The 15,457-nt window shown below is 71.0% G+C and carries 13 protein-coding genes; all 13 read right to left on the bottom strand.

The window, feature by feature from the left end; translation table 11 throughout:
- Positions 1-80 precede the first annotated feature (80 nt).
- Positions 81-3,248, bottom strand: a complete 3,168-nt coding sequence (gene ileS, locus YWY_RS0114465; protein WP_028848192.1) for an isoleucine--tRNA ligase — start codon at positions 3,246-3,248, stop codon at positions 81-83.
- A 242-nt stretch (positions 3,249-3,490) separates the two neighbouring features.
- The gene (locus YWY_RS0114460; protein WP_028848191.1) at positions 3,491-4,126 is read right to left on the bottom strand and encodes a hypothetical protein; all 636 of its coding nucleotides are present in this window, start codon (positions 4,124-4,126) and stop codon (positions 3,491-3,493) included.
- A gap of 104 nt (positions 4,127-4,230) precedes the next feature.
- The gene (gene wag31 / locus YWY_RS0114455; protein WP_028848190.1) at positions 4,231-5,040 is read right to left on the bottom strand and encodes a DivIVA-like cell division protein Wag31; all 810 of its coding nucleotides are present in this window, start codon (positions 5,038-5,040) and stop codon (positions 4,231-4,233) included.
- A 42-nt stretch (positions 5,041-5,082) separates the two neighbouring features.
- Complete coding sequence (locus YWY_RS0114450; protein WP_028848189.1) at positions 5,083-5,367, bottom strand: YggT family protein; 285 nt, start codon at positions 5,365-5,367, stop codon at positions 5,083-5,085.
- A 47-nt stretch (positions 5,368-5,414) separates the two neighbouring features.
- Positions 5,415-6,068, bottom strand: coding sequence for a cell division protein SepF (locus YWY_RS0114445; RefSeq protein WP_028848188.1), 654 nt, complete (start codon positions 6,066-6,068; stop codon positions 5,415-5,417).
- Between the two features lie 61 nt (positions 6,069-6,129).
- Positions 6,130-6,864: a YggS family pyridoxal phosphate-dependent enzyme gene (locus YWY_RS0114440; protein ID WP_028848187.1), complete on the bottom strand. Its 735-nt coding sequence runs from the start codon at positions 6,862-6,864 to the stop codon at positions 6,130-6,132.
- Entirely contained in the window at positions 6,861-7,568 is a 708-nt protein-coding gene (gene pgeF / locus YWY_RS0114435; RefSeq protein ID WP_028848186.1) for a peptidoglycan editing factor PgeF, read from the bottom strand. Before pgeF ends, YWY_RS0114440 begins: the two co-directional genes overlap by 4 nt.
- 85 nt (positions 7,569-7,653) lie before the next feature.
- Positions 7,654-8,994 carry a cell division protein FtsZ gene (gene ftsZ / locus YWY_RS0114430; protein ID WP_028848185.1) on the bottom strand — a complete coding sequence of 447 codons (1,341 nt, stop codon included), beginning with the start codon at positions 8,992-8,994 and terminating at the stop codon, positions 7,654-7,656.
- Between the two features lie 185 nt (positions 8,995-9,179).
- Positions 9,180-9,920, bottom strand: coding sequence for a cell division protein FtsQ/DivIB (locus YWY_RS22130; protein ID WP_084609261.1), 741 nt, complete (start codon positions 9,918-9,920; stop codon positions 9,180-9,182).
- Between the two features lie 2 nt (positions 9,921-9,922).
- Entirely contained in the window at positions 9,923-11,401 is a 1,479-nt protein-coding gene (gene murC, locus YWY_RS0114420; protein ID WP_051310236.1) for a UDP-N-acetylmuramate--L-alanine ligase, read from the bottom strand.
- On the bottom strand, positions 11,394-12,548 hold the full coding sequence (gene murG, locus YWY_RS0114415; protein WP_084609260.1) for an undecaprenyldiphospho-muramoylpentapeptide beta-N-acetylglucosaminyltransferase: 1,155 nt from the start codon (positions 12,546-12,548) through the stop codon (positions 11,394-11,396). The genes murC and murG overlap by 8 nt, the downstream gene beginning before the upstream one ends.
- A 7-nt stretch (positions 12,549-12,555) precedes the next feature.
- Complete coding sequence (ftsW, locus tag YWY_RS22125) at positions 12,556-14,052, bottom strand: putative lipid II flippase FtsW (RefSeq protein ID WP_051310235.1); 1,497 nt, start codon at positions 14,050-14,052, stop codon at positions 12,556-12,558.
- Positions 14,039-15,457, bottom strand: coding sequence for a UDP-N-acetylmuramoyl-L-alanine--D-glutamate ligase (murD, locus tag YWY_RS0114405; RefSeq protein ID WP_245566676.1), 1,419 nt, complete (start codon positions 15,455-15,457; stop codon positions 14,039-14,041). Before murD ends, ftsW begins: the two co-directional genes overlap by 14 nt.

The raw sequence follows: 15,457 nt of genomic DNA, 5'->3' as shown, positions 1-15,457 counted from the left end.
GATCAAAAGCGTTACCCGCGCGTCGGCGCGGCGCTCCGGCCGACCACGACTGACTGGCGGCCTGGGTCGGACCGAGCGGTCTAGGTGATCTTGGTGACCGCGACCCGGACGTCCAGGCCGTCGCCGACCGAGCCGGCGAAGCCACCGTCGACCGTGCCGTAGCTGACCTGCTGGCTGAGCGTCTCGCCGCGCACGAACTCCTCGTGCGCCTGCACCGCGCTGCGCACCTCGTCCGGCGCCTGGACGGTCAGCGCGATCCGGTCGGTGATCTCCAGGCCCGCGTCCCGCCTGGCCTGCTGCACCACCCGGATCACGTCGCGAGCCAGCCCTTCGGCGGCCAGCTCCGGCGTCACCTCGGTGTCCAGCACCACCAGACCGGAGTTGCCGGGCAACGCACCGGCGGCACCCGGATCGGTGGACACAAGCCGCCGCTCGATCTCCTCCTCGCGCAGCTCGACGCCGTCGGCCACGATGCCGCCACCGGGCAGCTCGGACCACTGCCCCGCCTTGACCGCCTTGATCGCGCGCTGCACGTCCTTGCCCAGGCGCGGGCCCGCCACCCGGGCGTTGACCGCCACCTGGAACGCGCCGTGCGCGGCCACGTCCGTGGTCAGTTCGACCTGCTTGACGTTGACCTCGCTGCGGACGATGTCGGCGAACGGCGCCAGCCGCTCCACGTCCTCGGCCGCGATGAGCAGCTTGCGCAGCGGCAGCCGGACCCGCAGCTTGTTCGCCTTGCGCAGCGCCGACGCCGCCGAGCACACCTGGCGCACCCGGTCCATGGCGCCGACCAGCGCGGCGTCGCTGGGCAGCTCCTCGGCGGTCGGCCAGTCGGTCAGGTGCACCGACCGGCCGCCGGTGAGCCCGCGCCAGACCGCCTCGGTGGTCAGCGGCAGCAGCGGAGCAGCGACCCGGCAGGTGACCTCGAGCACGGTGTGCAGCGTGTCCACCGCGTCCTGCTTGCCCGCCCAGAACCGGTCCCGCGAGCGGCGCACGTACCAGTTGGTCAGCACTTCGAGGAATTCACGCACCGTCTGGCATGCTCCGGCCAGATCCAGCGCGTCCAGCTGAGCCTGCACGTCGGTGACCAGCTCGTGCGTCTTGGCCAGGATGTAGCGGTCCAGCACGTGCTGGCTGTCGGTGCGGAACCGGCCCTCGATGCCCTCGGCGTTGGCGTACAACACCAGGAAGTAGTACGAGTTCCACAGCGGCAGCACGGCCTGCCGCACCGCGTCCCGGATGCCCCGCTCGGTGACGATGAGGTCACCGCCGCGCAGGATCGGCGAGGACATCAGGAACCACCGCATGGCGTCCGAGCCGTCCCGGTTGAACACCTCGTTGACGTCCGGGTAGTTCTTCCGGGACTTGGACATCTTCTGGCCGTCGTCGCCCAGCACGATGCCGTGCGCGATGCAGTTGCGGAACGCCGGCCGGTCGAACAGCGCGGTGGCCAGCACGTGCAGCGTGTAGAACCAGCCGCGGGTCTGGCCGTTGTACTCGACGATGAAGTCGCCCGGGTAGTGGTGCTCGAACCACTCCGCGTTCTCGAACGGGTAGTGCACCTGGGCGAACGGCATCGAGCCGGACTCGAACCAGCAGTCCAGCACCTCGGGCACCCGCCGCATCATGGACTTGCCGGTCGGGTCGTCCGGGTTCGGGCGGGTCAGCTGGTCGATCATCGGCCGGTGCAGGTCCTCCGGCCGCACGCCGAAGTCGCGCGCCAGCTCGTCCAGCGAACCGTAGACGTCCACCCGCGGGTACTTCGGGTCGTCCGACTTCCACACCGGGATCGGCGAGCCCCAGAACCGGTTGCGGGAGATCGACCAGTCCCTGGCGTTCTCCAGCCATTTGCCGAACTGACCGTCCCTGATGTGCCCCGGCACCCAGTTGATCTGCTTGTTCAGTTCGACCATGCGGTCGCGGAACTTGGTCACCGCGACGAACCAGGACGACACCGCGCGCTGGATCAGCGGGCTCTCGCAGCGCCAGCAGTGCGGGTAGGCGTGGTCGTAGGTCTCGTGCCGCAGCACCACCCCGCGCTTCTTCAGGTCGGCGATGATGTGCGGGTTGGCCTCGAAGACCTGCATGCCCTCGTACGGCGGCACCTGGGAGTCGAACACGCCGCGCTCGTCGACCGGGGTGACCACCTCGATCCCGGCGGCGTCGGTGACCTCCTTGTCCTCCTCACCGTAGGCGGGCGCGATGTGCACGATGCCCGTACCGTCCTCGGTGGTCACGTAGTCGGCCAGCAGCACCTGGTGGGCGTTCGGCTGCTGGCCCGCGAAGAAGTCGAACACCGGGACGTAGCGGGTGCCGGCCAGCTCGCGGCCGGTGAACGCCGCCAGCACCTCCGGGTTCTCGCCCAGCTCACGGGCGTAGGCGGCCACCCGCGCCTCGGCCAGCAGGTACCGCTGCCCGTCCTGGCCGCGCACCACCACGTAGCGCACGTCCGGGTGCACCGCGGCGGCCAGGTTCGACGGCAGGGTCCACGGGGTGGTCGTCCAGACCAGCGCCCGCACCCCGTCCAGCCGCTTGTCGTCCGAGGTCACGGTCAGGCCCACGGTGACGGCCGGGTCCTGCCGGTCCAGATAGACGTCGTCCATCTTGGTCTCGGTGTTCGACAGCGGCGTCTCGCACCGCCAGCAGTACCAGAGCACCCGGAAGCCCTCGTAGATCAGGCCCTTGTCCCACAGGGTCTTGAACGCCCACATGACGCTCTCCATGTAGTCCAGGTCGAGCGTCTTGTAGTCGTTGGCGAAATCGACCCAGCGGGCCTGCCGGGTGACGTAGTCCTGCCATTCCCGGGTGTAGCGCAGCACGCTGCTGCGGCAGGCATCGTTGAACGCGGCGATGCCCATCCGCTCGATCTCGTTCTTGTGCTTGATGCCGAGCTGCTTCTCCGCCTCGACCTCGGCGGGCAGGCCGTGGCAGTCCCAGCCGAAGCGGCGCTCCACCCGGCGGCCGCGCATGGTCTGGTAGCGCGGCACCACGTCCTTGACGTAGCCGGTCAGCAGGTGGCCGTAGTGCGGCAGGCCGTTGGCGAACGGCGGGCCGTCGTAGAAGACGTACTCGTTGCTGCCCTTCTCCCCCGCTTCGCGTGCCTGCACGCTGGCCTCGAACGTGCCGTCCTTGGCCCAGTAGTCGAGGACCTCCCGCTCCAGCTCGGGAAACGACGGCTGCACCGGAACGCCTGCGGCCTCGGTGCTCGTGGTGGCCTTGCCAGCGTCTGTGTTCTTCGGGTACGGCACGGGTGCTCCTCGCGGTTCGCTGCGACGCAGTGCGGCGGTGAACGCCGGTAACGTTGACGCAGGGACGGCGCGCACTCGTGGCGCTCCGCGGTACCACCCCGCTTGCCCGGGCACAAAGAACGCCCGAACCCCTCATTGAACGGCTGTGACGGGCCGTACCCGTCCGGTTCTACTGAGGCCGCGCGGGCCCGTTCTTCCGGAAGCTCCCCGGTGATGGCCGGATCATCGCCGATGCAACAAGATTAGCCGGTGTCCGCAACCCGCTTGCGGCGGGCCCGCTCGGCCAGCGTAGCGTCCGGACGGCACCGGGCGCACGGCGTGAACCCGAGCTCGCGCGCTTCCGACACGGCGATCGGGATGGTCTCCTTGCCGGTCAGCCAGCCACACGCGGCGAGGTGATACCGCGGCTGCTCGTCGATCACGAGCACTTCGTCGGACAGCTCGCAGACGATCAGCACGTCGGCAGCGTCGGTCTCCTCCTCGCCGGGCAGATCTGCCGGGAGCCCCGCAGCGGCCGGGCCGGCGGCAGCCTCGGTGTCCGAGCCTGCTTGCGGTTTGCCCGTGGTGTCGCCCGCCTTCTCTGCTGCTTCCTCGGCGTCGTCGGTCGCGTCCGTCGTCGCGGACACCTCACCGCCGTCGCCCCCAGCTTCACCCGATCGGGTAGAGGACTCGTCCTCCGGGGCGGGCGGCCGGTCACCGCCGTCGGCGCCCGCGCGCCGCGCGGCCCGCCGCCGCTTGATCCAGTCGACGAACAACCCGAGCGCGGCGGCAGCGGAGAAACCGATCGAAACCCAGGCGAACAGCGACTTGGTGGTGACCAGCGCGGCGATCAGCGCACCCAGCGCCGCCAGAACCAGGATCAGGACGAAGAAGAGCACGCCGAATTACATCACGACGACCATCGCGGGCAGCGCAAAGGGGATGGCGTTCTCCGCCGCCATCCCCGGCAAAGACCTGACTTCCGGCTACCGCCGGTCAGGCGCTAGCCCGCTTCGGCGCGTGGTCCGAAGTTGTACCCCTGGCCGCTTTGCGCCGGATCACCTTTGCCCGCCGCCGATGCGGGTGCCGCCGATCCCCGGTCGTCCAGTTCACGCAGTTGCGACTCCAAGAACCCACGCAGCCGAGTCCGGTACTCCCGCTCGATCGTGCGCAGCTCCTCGATCTTCTTACTGAGCACGTCCTTCTCGGCGTTGAGGTTGTTCATCTGCTCGGTGTACTTGCGCTGAGCTTCCCGCTCCAGCGCCGTGGCCTTGTCCCTGGACTGCCGCTCGATCGTCTCAGCCCTGGTGCGCGCGTCGTTGAGCATCGTCTCGGCACGGGCGCGCGCCTCGTTGACCATCGCGTCCGCCTTCGAGCGGGCCTCCGACAGCAGCTGCTCGGCCTTGGTGCGGGCCTCGGCCAGCATGCCGTCCGACTCGGCCTTCGCCTCACCGGTCAGCCGGTCGGCCATCTCCTGGGCCAGGCCGAGCACCTTGGCGGCCTGCACGTTGGGCTCCGCCCCGTCGGCCATCAGCCCCGGGTGGGCCTGGGTCTGCTCCATCGGCGACGGCGCGGGCACCGCGGACAACCGGCGCTCGTCCCTGGCTGCTGCGGCCTCCGCGCGCGCGGCCTCCAGCTCGGCGTCGAGCTGCTCGACCTGCTGACGAAGCTCGTTGTTCTCCTCGATCAGGCGGGCGAGCTCCGTCTCCACCAGGTCGAGGAAGGCGTCCACCTCGTCCTCGTTGTAGCCCCGTTTGCCTATCGGCGGTTTGCTGAACGCGACGTTGTGCACGTCAGCGGGGGTCAAGGACATCTGATCACCTCACGCACTCCAGGACTGCCGCACCCGAGCCCGTCACCCGGGGTAGGAGATGTTCATCAGGACGAACACCACCAACAGCAGAACCATAATGGACAAGTCCAGCCCCACGTTGCCGATTCGCACCGTCGGGATGATTCTCCGGAACAATCGTACTGGCGGGTCCGTCACTGTGTAGATGGTCTCGAGCGTTACCGCAACTCCGCCGGCCGGGCGCCATTCGCGCGCGAACGCCCGAACGAGCTCCACGACCAGCCTGGCCAGGATCAGCAGCCACAGCACGAACAGCGGCCAGTAGATGATGATCCCGACGAGTTCCACGGCTACCACTCTGCCATAATCCGGCCGGTTCGCTCAGCGTCAGGTGGTCAGCGTCGCAGGAACAACCCGTCCTCGGCGATCCGCCTGCGGTCCTCCGCCGACACGTCGGCGTCCGGCGGCGACAGCAGGAACACCTTGTTGGTCACCTTGTCGATGCTGCCGCGCAGCGCGAACGCCAGCCCGGCCGCGAAGTCCACGAGCCGTTTGGCGTCGGCATTGTCCATCTCGGTGAGGTTCATGATCACCGGGTTGCCGTCCCGGAACGCTTCCCCGACCAGCCGCGCCTCGGCGTAGTTGGTCGGGTGCAACGTGACGATCTTGCTGAGCGGGTCGCGACTCGCCGGGGCCGGGTCGACCTGCCGGAGGCGCGACACCGGCTCGGCGGCCCGGTCCATGGCCAGCGAACCGGACGCCGGCGGCGGGTCGGCAGGCACTGGGCGCACCCGCCCGCGCACCGGGATCTCCATCTCGTCGAGGTCCTCCACCGGCCTGGCGGGCCTGCGCCGCGGCCTGCGCATCACCGGCTCCGGGTAGTCGTCCTCGTAGTGCTCGTCGCGCACCGGCGCCGGACGGTACCCGCGCCCGGGGCGCCGGTAGTCCTCGTCGGCGGGGTCGTAACGGTCTTCGGCACGGTAGTCGTCCAGCTCGTCGTCGGCCGGAACCATTCCGAAGTAGGCCTTCAGCTTGTCCAGCGTGCCCATGCCACTCCTCGCCGTCGCGCCTGCCGGCCGGGACCCCAACCGATCACACCGGCCACTACAGTCACGCTAACGCGCGGTGACCAAGCAACGCGGTTCCGACACGCACTCGGGTGGATCCGCATGCCACTGCCGCTTCCAGGTCGCCACTCATCCCCGCGGACAGTTCCACCAGCTCGGGATGGTCCTTGCGCAGGCGTTCGTGGGTTTTCTGCAGCACGGCGAACGCCTTGCCCGGCTCCCAGTCCAGCGGGGCGACCGCCATCAGGCCACGCATCCGTAGGTCACTCATCCGTGCGACCTCGTCAGCCAGCCGGTCGATCTCGTCCAGCGGGCAGCCGCCCCGTGCCGGGTCGCCGTCGATGCTCACCTGCAACTGCACGTCCAACGGCTCGTCCGGCCGGTGACCCTCCTCCCTGGCGCGCGCCACCGCTTTGGCGAGCGCCACGGCCAGCCGCACGGAATCCACCGACTGCACCACGTCGGCCCACCGGGCGACGCTGCGCGCCTTGTTCCGCTGCAGCCTGCCGACCATGTGCCAGCGGACGTCGGCGTCCGGCCGCAGCGCGGCCACCTCGGCGACCTTGGCCGCCGCCTCCTGATCACGGTTCTCGCCGAACTCCCTCAGCCCGAGATCGATCAACGCGGCGACGTCGGTGGCCGGGAACGTCTTGGTCACCGCGAGCAGCTCGACACTGCCCGGCGGGCGACCCGCGGCCTTGACGGCGTCGTCGATGCGCTGCCGCACGCGCTGCAGCGCCTCCTCCAGCTCAGCTCGGCGTCGTGATGAAACGGTCACTCCTGCTCCAGCCACGTCAATGCGGCCTGCCTGCCGGTCACGCCTTCCCTGCGGTGACTGAACAACGTCTTGTCCTCCATCGTGCACCGCGGGTCGACCCCGATGCGGCCGACTCCTGCCGCGGCCAGTTGTTCCCACAGACCGGCGCGCAGGTCGAGGCTCGGCGTGCCCCGCCTGCTGGTCGTCCTGCTGCCCGGCAGGTGTTTGTCGACGTCGGCGGCCATGTCTGCGGGAACTTCGTAGCACTTGCCGCACACGGCGGGTCCGAGCAACGCCTCGATCCGTTCCGGCTTGGCGCCCAGCCGCAGCATCGCCTTCAACGTCTCCGGCACGATGCCGATGCGCGCGCCCACGCGGCCGGCGTGCACCGCGGCCACCACCCCGGCGTCCGGATCACCGAGCAGGACCGGAACACAGTCGGCGACCAGTACGGCGACCGCCAGCCCCGGCGTCGTGGTGACCAGGGCGTCGGTCGCCTCCGCCGAGCGATCCTGCGGCCCGTCCACGACGGTGACGGTGCGCCCGTGCACCTGCTCCATCCACGCGATGTTGCGCGGATCCAGGCCGAGTTCGGTGGCCAGCCGCTTGCGATTGGCGGCGACCGCGCGGGGATCGTCCCCCACGCGGTCGCCGAGGTTGAAGCTGTCGTACGGCGGGGCGGAACTCCCGCCCTCCCTGGTGGTCACGATGCGGCGGATTCGCACGTCCGCGAGCCTAACCCGCGCGCACGCAACGGCCGCCACACGGCCGATCCGCCCCAGCACCCGGGCAGCGGCGCCGGGTGGCCGGTCAGCGCCGCATGAACGGCGGGACGTCGACCTCGTCGTCCATCGAGTCGGTCACCGGGACCGCGCGCGACGGCAGGCTGCCCCGGCCGGCTGGCTGGCCGATGCCGCGGGTCGACGGGGACTGCGGCAGCCCGCCGCGCTGACCGGTGCTCGACTGGATGCCGTTGCCGGTCGTGCCGGCGCCGCCGGATTGCTGGCCGTTCGACGACACCGGACGACCCTCCGTGCCTGCCTGCTGCGATCGGCTGGACACCGGCGCGGCCTGCCCGCCGGTGGAGCCTGCCCCAGTGGATCCGCTCGACTGGCCGCCGCCGAGCTTGCCCGCCTGCGCGGTGGCCGTGGAGCTCGAGCTCCGCGAGCCGACCGTCGGCGGGTCGAGCTTCTTGTGCGGCGGCGTGCCGTTGTCGAAGCCGGCGGCGATGACCGTGACCCGCACCTCGTCACCGAGCGAGTCGTCGATGATCGTGCCGAAGATGATGTTGGCGTCCGGGTGCGCGGCCTCCTGCACCAGCGTGGCCGCCTCGTTGATCTCGAACAGCCCGAGGTCGGAGCCGCCCGCGATGGACAGCAGGGCGCCGTGCGCGCCCTCCATCGACGCTTCCAGCAGCGGCGAGTTGATCGCCTTCTCCGCCGCCTGCACCGCACGGCCCTCGCCGCGCGCCGAGCCGATCCCCATCAGCGCGCTGCCCGCGTTCGACATCACGCTCTTGACGTCGGCGAAGTCCAGGTTGATCAGGCCAGGGGTGGTGATCAGGTCGGTGATGCCCTGAACACCGGACAGCAGCACCTCGTCCGCGCTGCGGAAGGCGTCCATCAGGCTTACCCCGATGTCACCGAGCTGCAGCAGCCGGTCGTTCGGAATGACGATCAGCGTGTCGCACTCGTTGCGCAGCTTCTGGATGCCTTCCTCGGCTTGCTTGGCGCGCCGCTTGCCCTCGAACGAGAACGGCCGGGTGACCACACCGATGGTCAGCGCGCCCAGCTTGCGCGCGATCGAGGCCACCACGGGTGCCCCACCGGTGCCGGTGCCGCCGCCCTCGCCCGCGGTCACGAACACCATGTCGGCACCCTTGAGCACCTCTTCGATCTCCTCGCGGTGGTCCTCGGCCGCCTTCTGGCCGACCTCCGGCGACGCGCCGGCACCCAGCCCGCGAGTGAGTTCCCGTCCGATGTCCAGCTTCACGTCGGCGTCGGACATCAGCAGCGCCTGGGCGTCGGTGTTCACCGCGATGAACTCGACCCCCTTGAGGCCGACCTCGATCATGCGGTTCACGGCGTTCACGCCGCCGCCGCCGATGCCGACGACCTTGATCACCGCGAGGTAGTTGTGCGGGGGCGTCATCGGGTCCGCCTTCCTGGTCTTGAGCACTTGACTTCGCACCGCCGGAAGCGGCCGGGAAACCCTGAACCTCTACATGAGGTTGAGAGTTATGTCAACTTCCGACGTGTTTCTGGACGGTAGGCATCACGTAGCGTCGAATCCAGCAGCCACGCCGCGTGCCCGCTGTGATTTCCGGACGAACGCGTTCACCGGACCGTGGGTAGCTCCGGGCTGGACACGTCGTACACCGTGCCCGGCTGCGACAGCAGCGCGGCGAGCACTTGCGCCTTGACCGCGCCCTGCCGCGCGCTCCCCCACCGCACGCGCTTGCCGCCCGCCAGGGTGAACTGCACGTCGTCCGGCGACCCCGCCTGGATGACGCGCACCTGTTCCCGCAGCTTCTCCGGCATGCCGTCCAGCACCGCCATGGCCGCCTTGGTCGCCGGGTCGGCCGGGCGCGGCCGGGTCAGGCGCAGCTCGGGCAGGTTCTTCGGCGGCTTGTCCACCCGGTGGAACGCCTTCCCGGTGCGGTCCACCAGCTGCGCACCACCCGTGCCCTTGAGGTAGGCGAGGGGAACGCGCTCGACCACGTCGATGGTGATGGTCGACGGCAGCGACCGGCCGACCGTCACTGCCGCCACCTCGGGCAGCTCGGCGATCCGCCGCTCGGCCGCGGCGGTGTCCACCCGCAGCAGCGGCGTCCCCTTGGCCACGCCCGCCTTACGGAGCACGGACGCCTCGGACAGCCGGTGCAGCCCGGAGACCTCGACCGCGGAGACACCCAGCAGCGAGCTGAAGAACAGCAGGTAGGCGATGGCGATCACGGTCACCACCGACAGCACGACGACGGCGTTGCGCTGGCCGGCCGAGCGCCCGGCGCGGCGCTTGCGGCGCCGACCGGCGGATCGCGGTGGCCGGGACCGGGTCCGCTGCCGTGTGGTGGCCACCGTCAGTCTCCCGTGGCGGGCGCTCCGGCGGCTGCTCGCGCGTCCAGCTCCCGCAGGATCTCCGGCCCGAGCTGGGTGACGTCACCGGCACCCATGGTCACCAGCACGTCCCCCGGGCGCACCAGGCCGGCGGCCAGCTCGGCGGCACGGTCGAACGCCGGCTCGTAGTGCACCGTGGCCTCGGTGATCCGGTCGGCGATCAGCTGGCCGGACACGCCCGGCTCAGGTTCCTCCCTGGCGCCGTAGACGTCCAGCACGACCACCTCGTCGGCGAGCTCGAGCGCCTTGGCGAACTCGTCGGCGAAGATCCTGGTGCGGGAGTACAGGTGCGGCTGGAACACCACGACCACACGCCCGGAACCGGCCACCTGCCGCACCGCGCGCAACTGGGCGGCCACTTCGGTGGGGTGATGCGCGTAGTCGTCGTAGACCCGCACGTCGTTCGCCCGGCCCTTGAACTCGAAACGCCTGCGCACGCCGCCGAACGAGGCCAGCCCTTCGGCCAGCTGGTCCGCGGGAGCGTCCAGCTCGACCCCCGCCAGCAGGGCGGCCACCGCGTTGACCGCCATGTGCTCGCCCGGCACCGCGACGGTGACGTCCAGTTCACGCCCACCGATCCGGACCCGGACCACTCCCCCGTCCTCGGTATGCGGCCGGTAGTCGAGGATCTGGGCGTCGTGCTCGCCGGTGGCCGAACGGCCGTAGCGGCGCACGCGGACGCCGCGGTCGGCTGCCCGGTCGCCCAGCTGGGCGGCCGGCTCGTCGTCGGCGCACACGATCAGGGCGCCACCGGACACGATGCGGTCGACGAACCGGTCGAACACCGCCGAGTACGCCTCGGGCGTCTTGTGGCGGTCCAGGTGGTCCGGCTCGATGTTGGTCACCACCGCCACCCGCGGCGCGTAGACCAGGAACGACCCGTCGCTCTCGTCCGCCTCCGCCACGAACACCGATCCGGTGCCGTGATGGGCGTTGGCTCCGGACTCGTTCAGGTCGCCGCCGATGGCGAACGACGGGTCCAGCCGACAGTGCTGCAGCGCGACGGTCAGCATCGACGTCGTCGACGTCTTGCCGTGCGTGCCCGCGATGCAGGCGACCTGATAGCCCTTCATCAGCTCGGCCAGCGCCTCGGCCCGGTGCAGCACCGGGATCCCGCGCTCGCGGGCGGCGGCCAGCTCGGGATTGGTCTCCTTGATCGCCGTCGAGACGACGACCGCCGTCGGGGGCTCGGGCAGCTGATCAAGGTTCTCGGCGCGCTGACCGACGGCGATCGTGGCGCCCTGCGCGCGCAGGGTCAGAAACGCACGCGACTCCTTGGCGTCCGAGCCCGACACCGTGGCCCCGCGGGCCAGCAGGATGCGCGCGATGCCGCTCATCCCCGCGCCCCCAATGCCGATCAGGTGGGCGCGCCTGAGCACGTCGGGAAGTCCGTCGGGGCGGCCGTCAGCGGCCGGTGTGCCGTTCGTCGAACCGTCAGCCACCGCAAGCCTCCAGAGCGATCCTGGCGAGTACCTCGTCCGCCTCCCGGTGGCCGAGTCCCTTACTCGCTGCCGACATTGTCGCCAACCGGTCGGCGTCGGTGACCAGCGGGACGACGTGCTCGGCGATCCACTCCGGGGTCAGCTCGGCATCCGCGATCATCAGCGCCGAGCCCGCCTCCACCGCGGGCTTGGCGTTGCTGGCCTGCTCGCCGTTGCCGTGCGGCAGCGGCACGAAGATCGCGGGCAGGCCGACCGCCGACACCTCGGCGACGGTCATGGCGCCGGCACGGCACAGCACCGCGTCGGCCGCCGCGTAGGCCAGGTCCATCCGGTCCAGGTACGGCACCGGGACGTACGGCGGGCTACCCGGGAACTCCTGCACCACCAGGGTGTTCTTGGGGCCGTGCGCGTGCAGCACCCCGACACCGGCGTCCGCGAAAGCCTTCGCCGCGGCCGACACCGCCTTGTTGATCGACTGCGCCCCCTGCGAACCGCCGAACACCAGCAGCGTCGGGGCGTCCGGGTCCAGGCCGAACTCGGCGCGGGCCTGCTTGCGCAGCGCCGCCCGGTCGAGCGTGGTGATCGACTGCCGCAGCGGGATCCCGATCACCTCGGCCCTGGGCAGCGTCGTGCCCGGCACGGCGGCGAACACCCGCTCGGCGAACCGGGCCCCCACCTTGTTGGCCAGCCCGGCGTGCAGGTTGGCCTCGTGCACCAGGATCGGGATCCGGCCCCGTGCGGCCAGGTAGGCCGACAGCGACACGTATCCGCCGAAGCCGACGACCACGTCGGCGCCGACCCGCTCCAGCACGTCGCGGGTCTTGCGCACCGAATCGCGCACCTTCGCGGGCATGCGCAGCAGCTCGACGGTCAGCTTGCGCGGCAGCGGCACCGGCGGCACCAGCTCGAGCGGGTAGCCGCGAGCGGGAACCAGCTGGGTCTCCAAGCCCTTCGGGGTGCCGAGCGCGACGACCTTGGCGTCCGGGCGCAGCCGCCGCACCGCGTCGGCCACCGCCAGCGCGGGCTCGATGTGCCCCGCGGTGCCTCCCCCGGCCACCACCACCGTCGGCCCGGTGGCTGCAGGGTCCCGACGGTGCTGCTCGGCCGCTTCGCCCTGCGGTGACGACTCGGGTGATGACTCGGTCACGAAGTTCCTACCTTCCCCGTCGTGCCGGCGTGTGGCGTGCTTGCCTGGCCGGCCTGGCCGAAGTGCGCCTGGTGGCCTGCCGCGCGGGGCGCCGCGGGCGTCCCAGCTGCGGCCGTCCGGTCGCCGGCTTGCGGTACGGCGGCGGAGCGGGCAACCGGAGCAGGCGTCCGAATTTACCCGGCCCCTGGGTGCGCAGCGCGGCCACCGCGGTGGGCTCGTGCCGCCCACAGTTGGCCAGGATGCCGAACAACCCCAATGTGATGATGAGCGAGGTCCCCCCGTAGGAGACCAGCGGCAGCGTCACCCCGGTCACCGGCAGCAGGCCGACGACGTAGCCGATGTTGATGCACGCCTGGGAGACCAGCCACGCGGTCAACGTGCCCGCCACGATGCTGATCCACGGGTCGACGTTGCGAGTGGCGATCCGCAGGCCGACGACGGCCAGCCCGGCGAACAGGCTGATGACCACGAAACAGCCGACGAAACCGAGTTCCTCCCCGATCAGCGCGAAGATGAAGTCGTGCTGCACGTTCGGCAGGTAGCGCCACTTCGAGCCGCCCTGGCCGAGGCCGACGCCGAACAGACCGCCGTCGGCCAACGCGTACAGCGCCTGGTTCGCCTGGTAGCCGGCGCCGGAAGCGTCGGCCCCCGGGTTCAGAAACGACAGCACCCTGGCCATGCGGTAGTCGGACATCAGAGCCAGCGCGATGACGCCGATGGCTCCGCCCGCGATCATCCCGGCGAACAGGCCGCGCGGCGCCCCGGCGAACCACAGCAGGGCGACCAGCACCACGCCGAGGCTGACCGTGCCCCCGAGGTCGGGCTGGGCCATCACCAGCGCGAACATCACCAACGACACCGGCACCAGCGGGACGAGCAGCTGCCGCCACGACGACGTGTAGCGGGACTTGAGCACCAGGATGTGCGCGCCCCACAGGGCCAGCGCGATCTTGGCCACCTCGACCGGCTGCAGCTGGAAGCTGCCGAACTTGAGCCAGCCCTGGGTGCCGCCCTGCTCGGACCCGAGCGGGGTGAGCACCAGCACCAGCAGGCCGACCGCGACGAACATCAGCATGGGCGCGAACCGCCGGATGACGGCCAGCGGCATGCGCAGCCCCAGCCAGAACGCGATCAGCCCGATGCCCACGTACAGCACGTGCCGCCAGAACACCGAGTACGGCGACATGCCGCTGGCCACCGACTGCACCGACGAGGCGGACAGCACCATGACGATGCCGATCGAGGTCAGCAGGCCGCAGATGGCCAGCACCAGGTGGAACGAGGCCAGCGGCCGGGACAGCCACGCGGTGAGCGGCTTGAGCGCGGTGATCAGCCTGTCGAGCTTGGTCTTGGGCTGCTTGCGGCCCTTCTTCCCCCCGCCACCGCGCCTGCCCGCGCCGTTCTTGATACCGGCCTTGCCCGTGCCCGCCCTGCCTGCGGCACGAGCGGTGCCCGCCTTGCCGGCGGCACGCGACGATCGAGAGCCGGATTCAGCTGTCACCATCGCGGTGCTCCCCCTGCGGCAACGCGCGCACGGCTGCGGCGAACGCCTCGCCGCGCGCGGCGTAGTCGCGGAACATGTCCATCGACGCCGCAGCGGGAGCAAGCAACACGACATCACCTGAGCGCGCCAGCCCACGCGCAGCCTCCACCGCAGCGGTCATGGGCTCATCGTGACCCGAAGTCACCCTGGTGACCGGGACATCCGGCGCGTGTCGGGCAAGAGCAGTGCCGATCACGTCGGCATCGGCGCCCATCAGCACCACCCCGCGGAGCCGTTCGGCCACGTCGGCGACCAGCTGGTCCACCGAGGCGCCTTTGAGCAGCCCGCCGGCGATCCACACGACGCTGCGGTGCGCGGCGAGCGAGAACGCGGCCGCGTGCGGGTTGGTGGCCTTGGAGTCGTCGATGTACCGGACGCCGTCGATCTCGGCCACTTCCACGGCCCGGTGGGCGCCCGGCTGGTAGGCACGCAAGCCGTCCCGCACCGCTTCCGGCGGTACACCGTAGGCGCGTGCCAGCGTCGCTGCCGCCAACGCGTTCGCCACGTTGTGCGGCCCCTGCGGGCGGACATCCGCCAGCGTCGCCAGCTCCTCGGCGGCCCGGATCGGGTCCGGCACGAACGCGCGGTCCACGAGTAGGTCCTCCACCACGCCGACCTCGTACGGGCGCGGACTGTTCAGACTGAAACCGACCCGCTTGGCCTCCGCACCGGCATGGTCGACGGCCACCGACACCGACGTGGCGTCCTGCGCGTTGTAGATCACCACGTCCGACCGGGCGTGGATGCGGCCCTTCGCGGCCGCGTAGGCGGCCATGTCGCCGTGCCAGTCGATGTGGTCCTCGGCGACGTTGAGCACCACCGACGCGCGCGGGGCAAGCGAGGACGACCAGTGCAGCTGGAAGCTGGACAGCTCGACCGCCAGCACGTGGTATCCGGCCCGGACCGCATCCAGCACCGCGAACCCGACGTTGCCACACGCCACCGCGTGCACCCCGGCGGCCTTGAGGATCGCCTCGAGCATCCCGACCGTGGTGGTCTTGCCGTTGGTGCCGGTCACCGCCAGCCACACCGGGGGCCTGGCCTGCCGCTGGCCGATCCGCCAGGCCAGCTCCACGTCGCCGATCACCTCGATGCCCGCCTGCGCGGCGGCCACCAGCAGCGGCGACTCCGGCCGCCACCCCGGGCTGGTCACCACCAGGTCGGTGCCCTCGGGGGGCTCGGCCAGAGCCGGCACGAGGGTGGCCCCGGTGTCGGCCAGCCCGCCGAGCCGCCCGGCGTCGGCGTCGGTGACCGTCACGTGCGCTCCGGCTTCGGTGAGCGCATCGGCCACCGACCGCCCGGTGACCCCGGCTCCGGCCACCAGCACCTTCCGGCCGGCCAGCTCGCTGATCACGGCGTCGACCAC

The organism is Thermocrispum agreste DSM 44070 (assembly GCF_000427905.1).
Classification (GTDB): domain Bacteria; phylum Actinomycetota; class Actinomycetes; order Mycobacteriales; family Pseudonocardiaceae; genus Thermocrispum; species Thermocrispum agreste.
The sequence above is the reverse complement of the archived record's forward strand: the minus strand, read 5'-3'. Positions and strand labels throughout refer to the sequence as shown.

Coding starts and splice junctions, on each gene's coding strand:
- ftsZ (WP_028848185.1), bottom strand. CDS start 8,994: ATGACGCCCCCGCACAACTACCTCGCGGTGATCAAGGTCGTCGGCATC.
- wag31 (WP_028848190.1), bottom strand. CDS start 5,040: ATGTCCTTGACCCCCGCTGACGTGCACAACGTCGCGTTCAGCAAACCG.
- YWY_RS0114445 (WP_028848188.1), bottom strand. CDS start 6,068: ATGGGCACGCTGGACAAGCTGAAGGCCTACTTCGGAATGGTTCCGGCC.
- ftsW (WP_051310235.1), bottom strand. CDS start 14,052: ATGGTGACAGCTGAATCCGGCTCTCGATCGTCGCGTGCCGCCGGCAAG.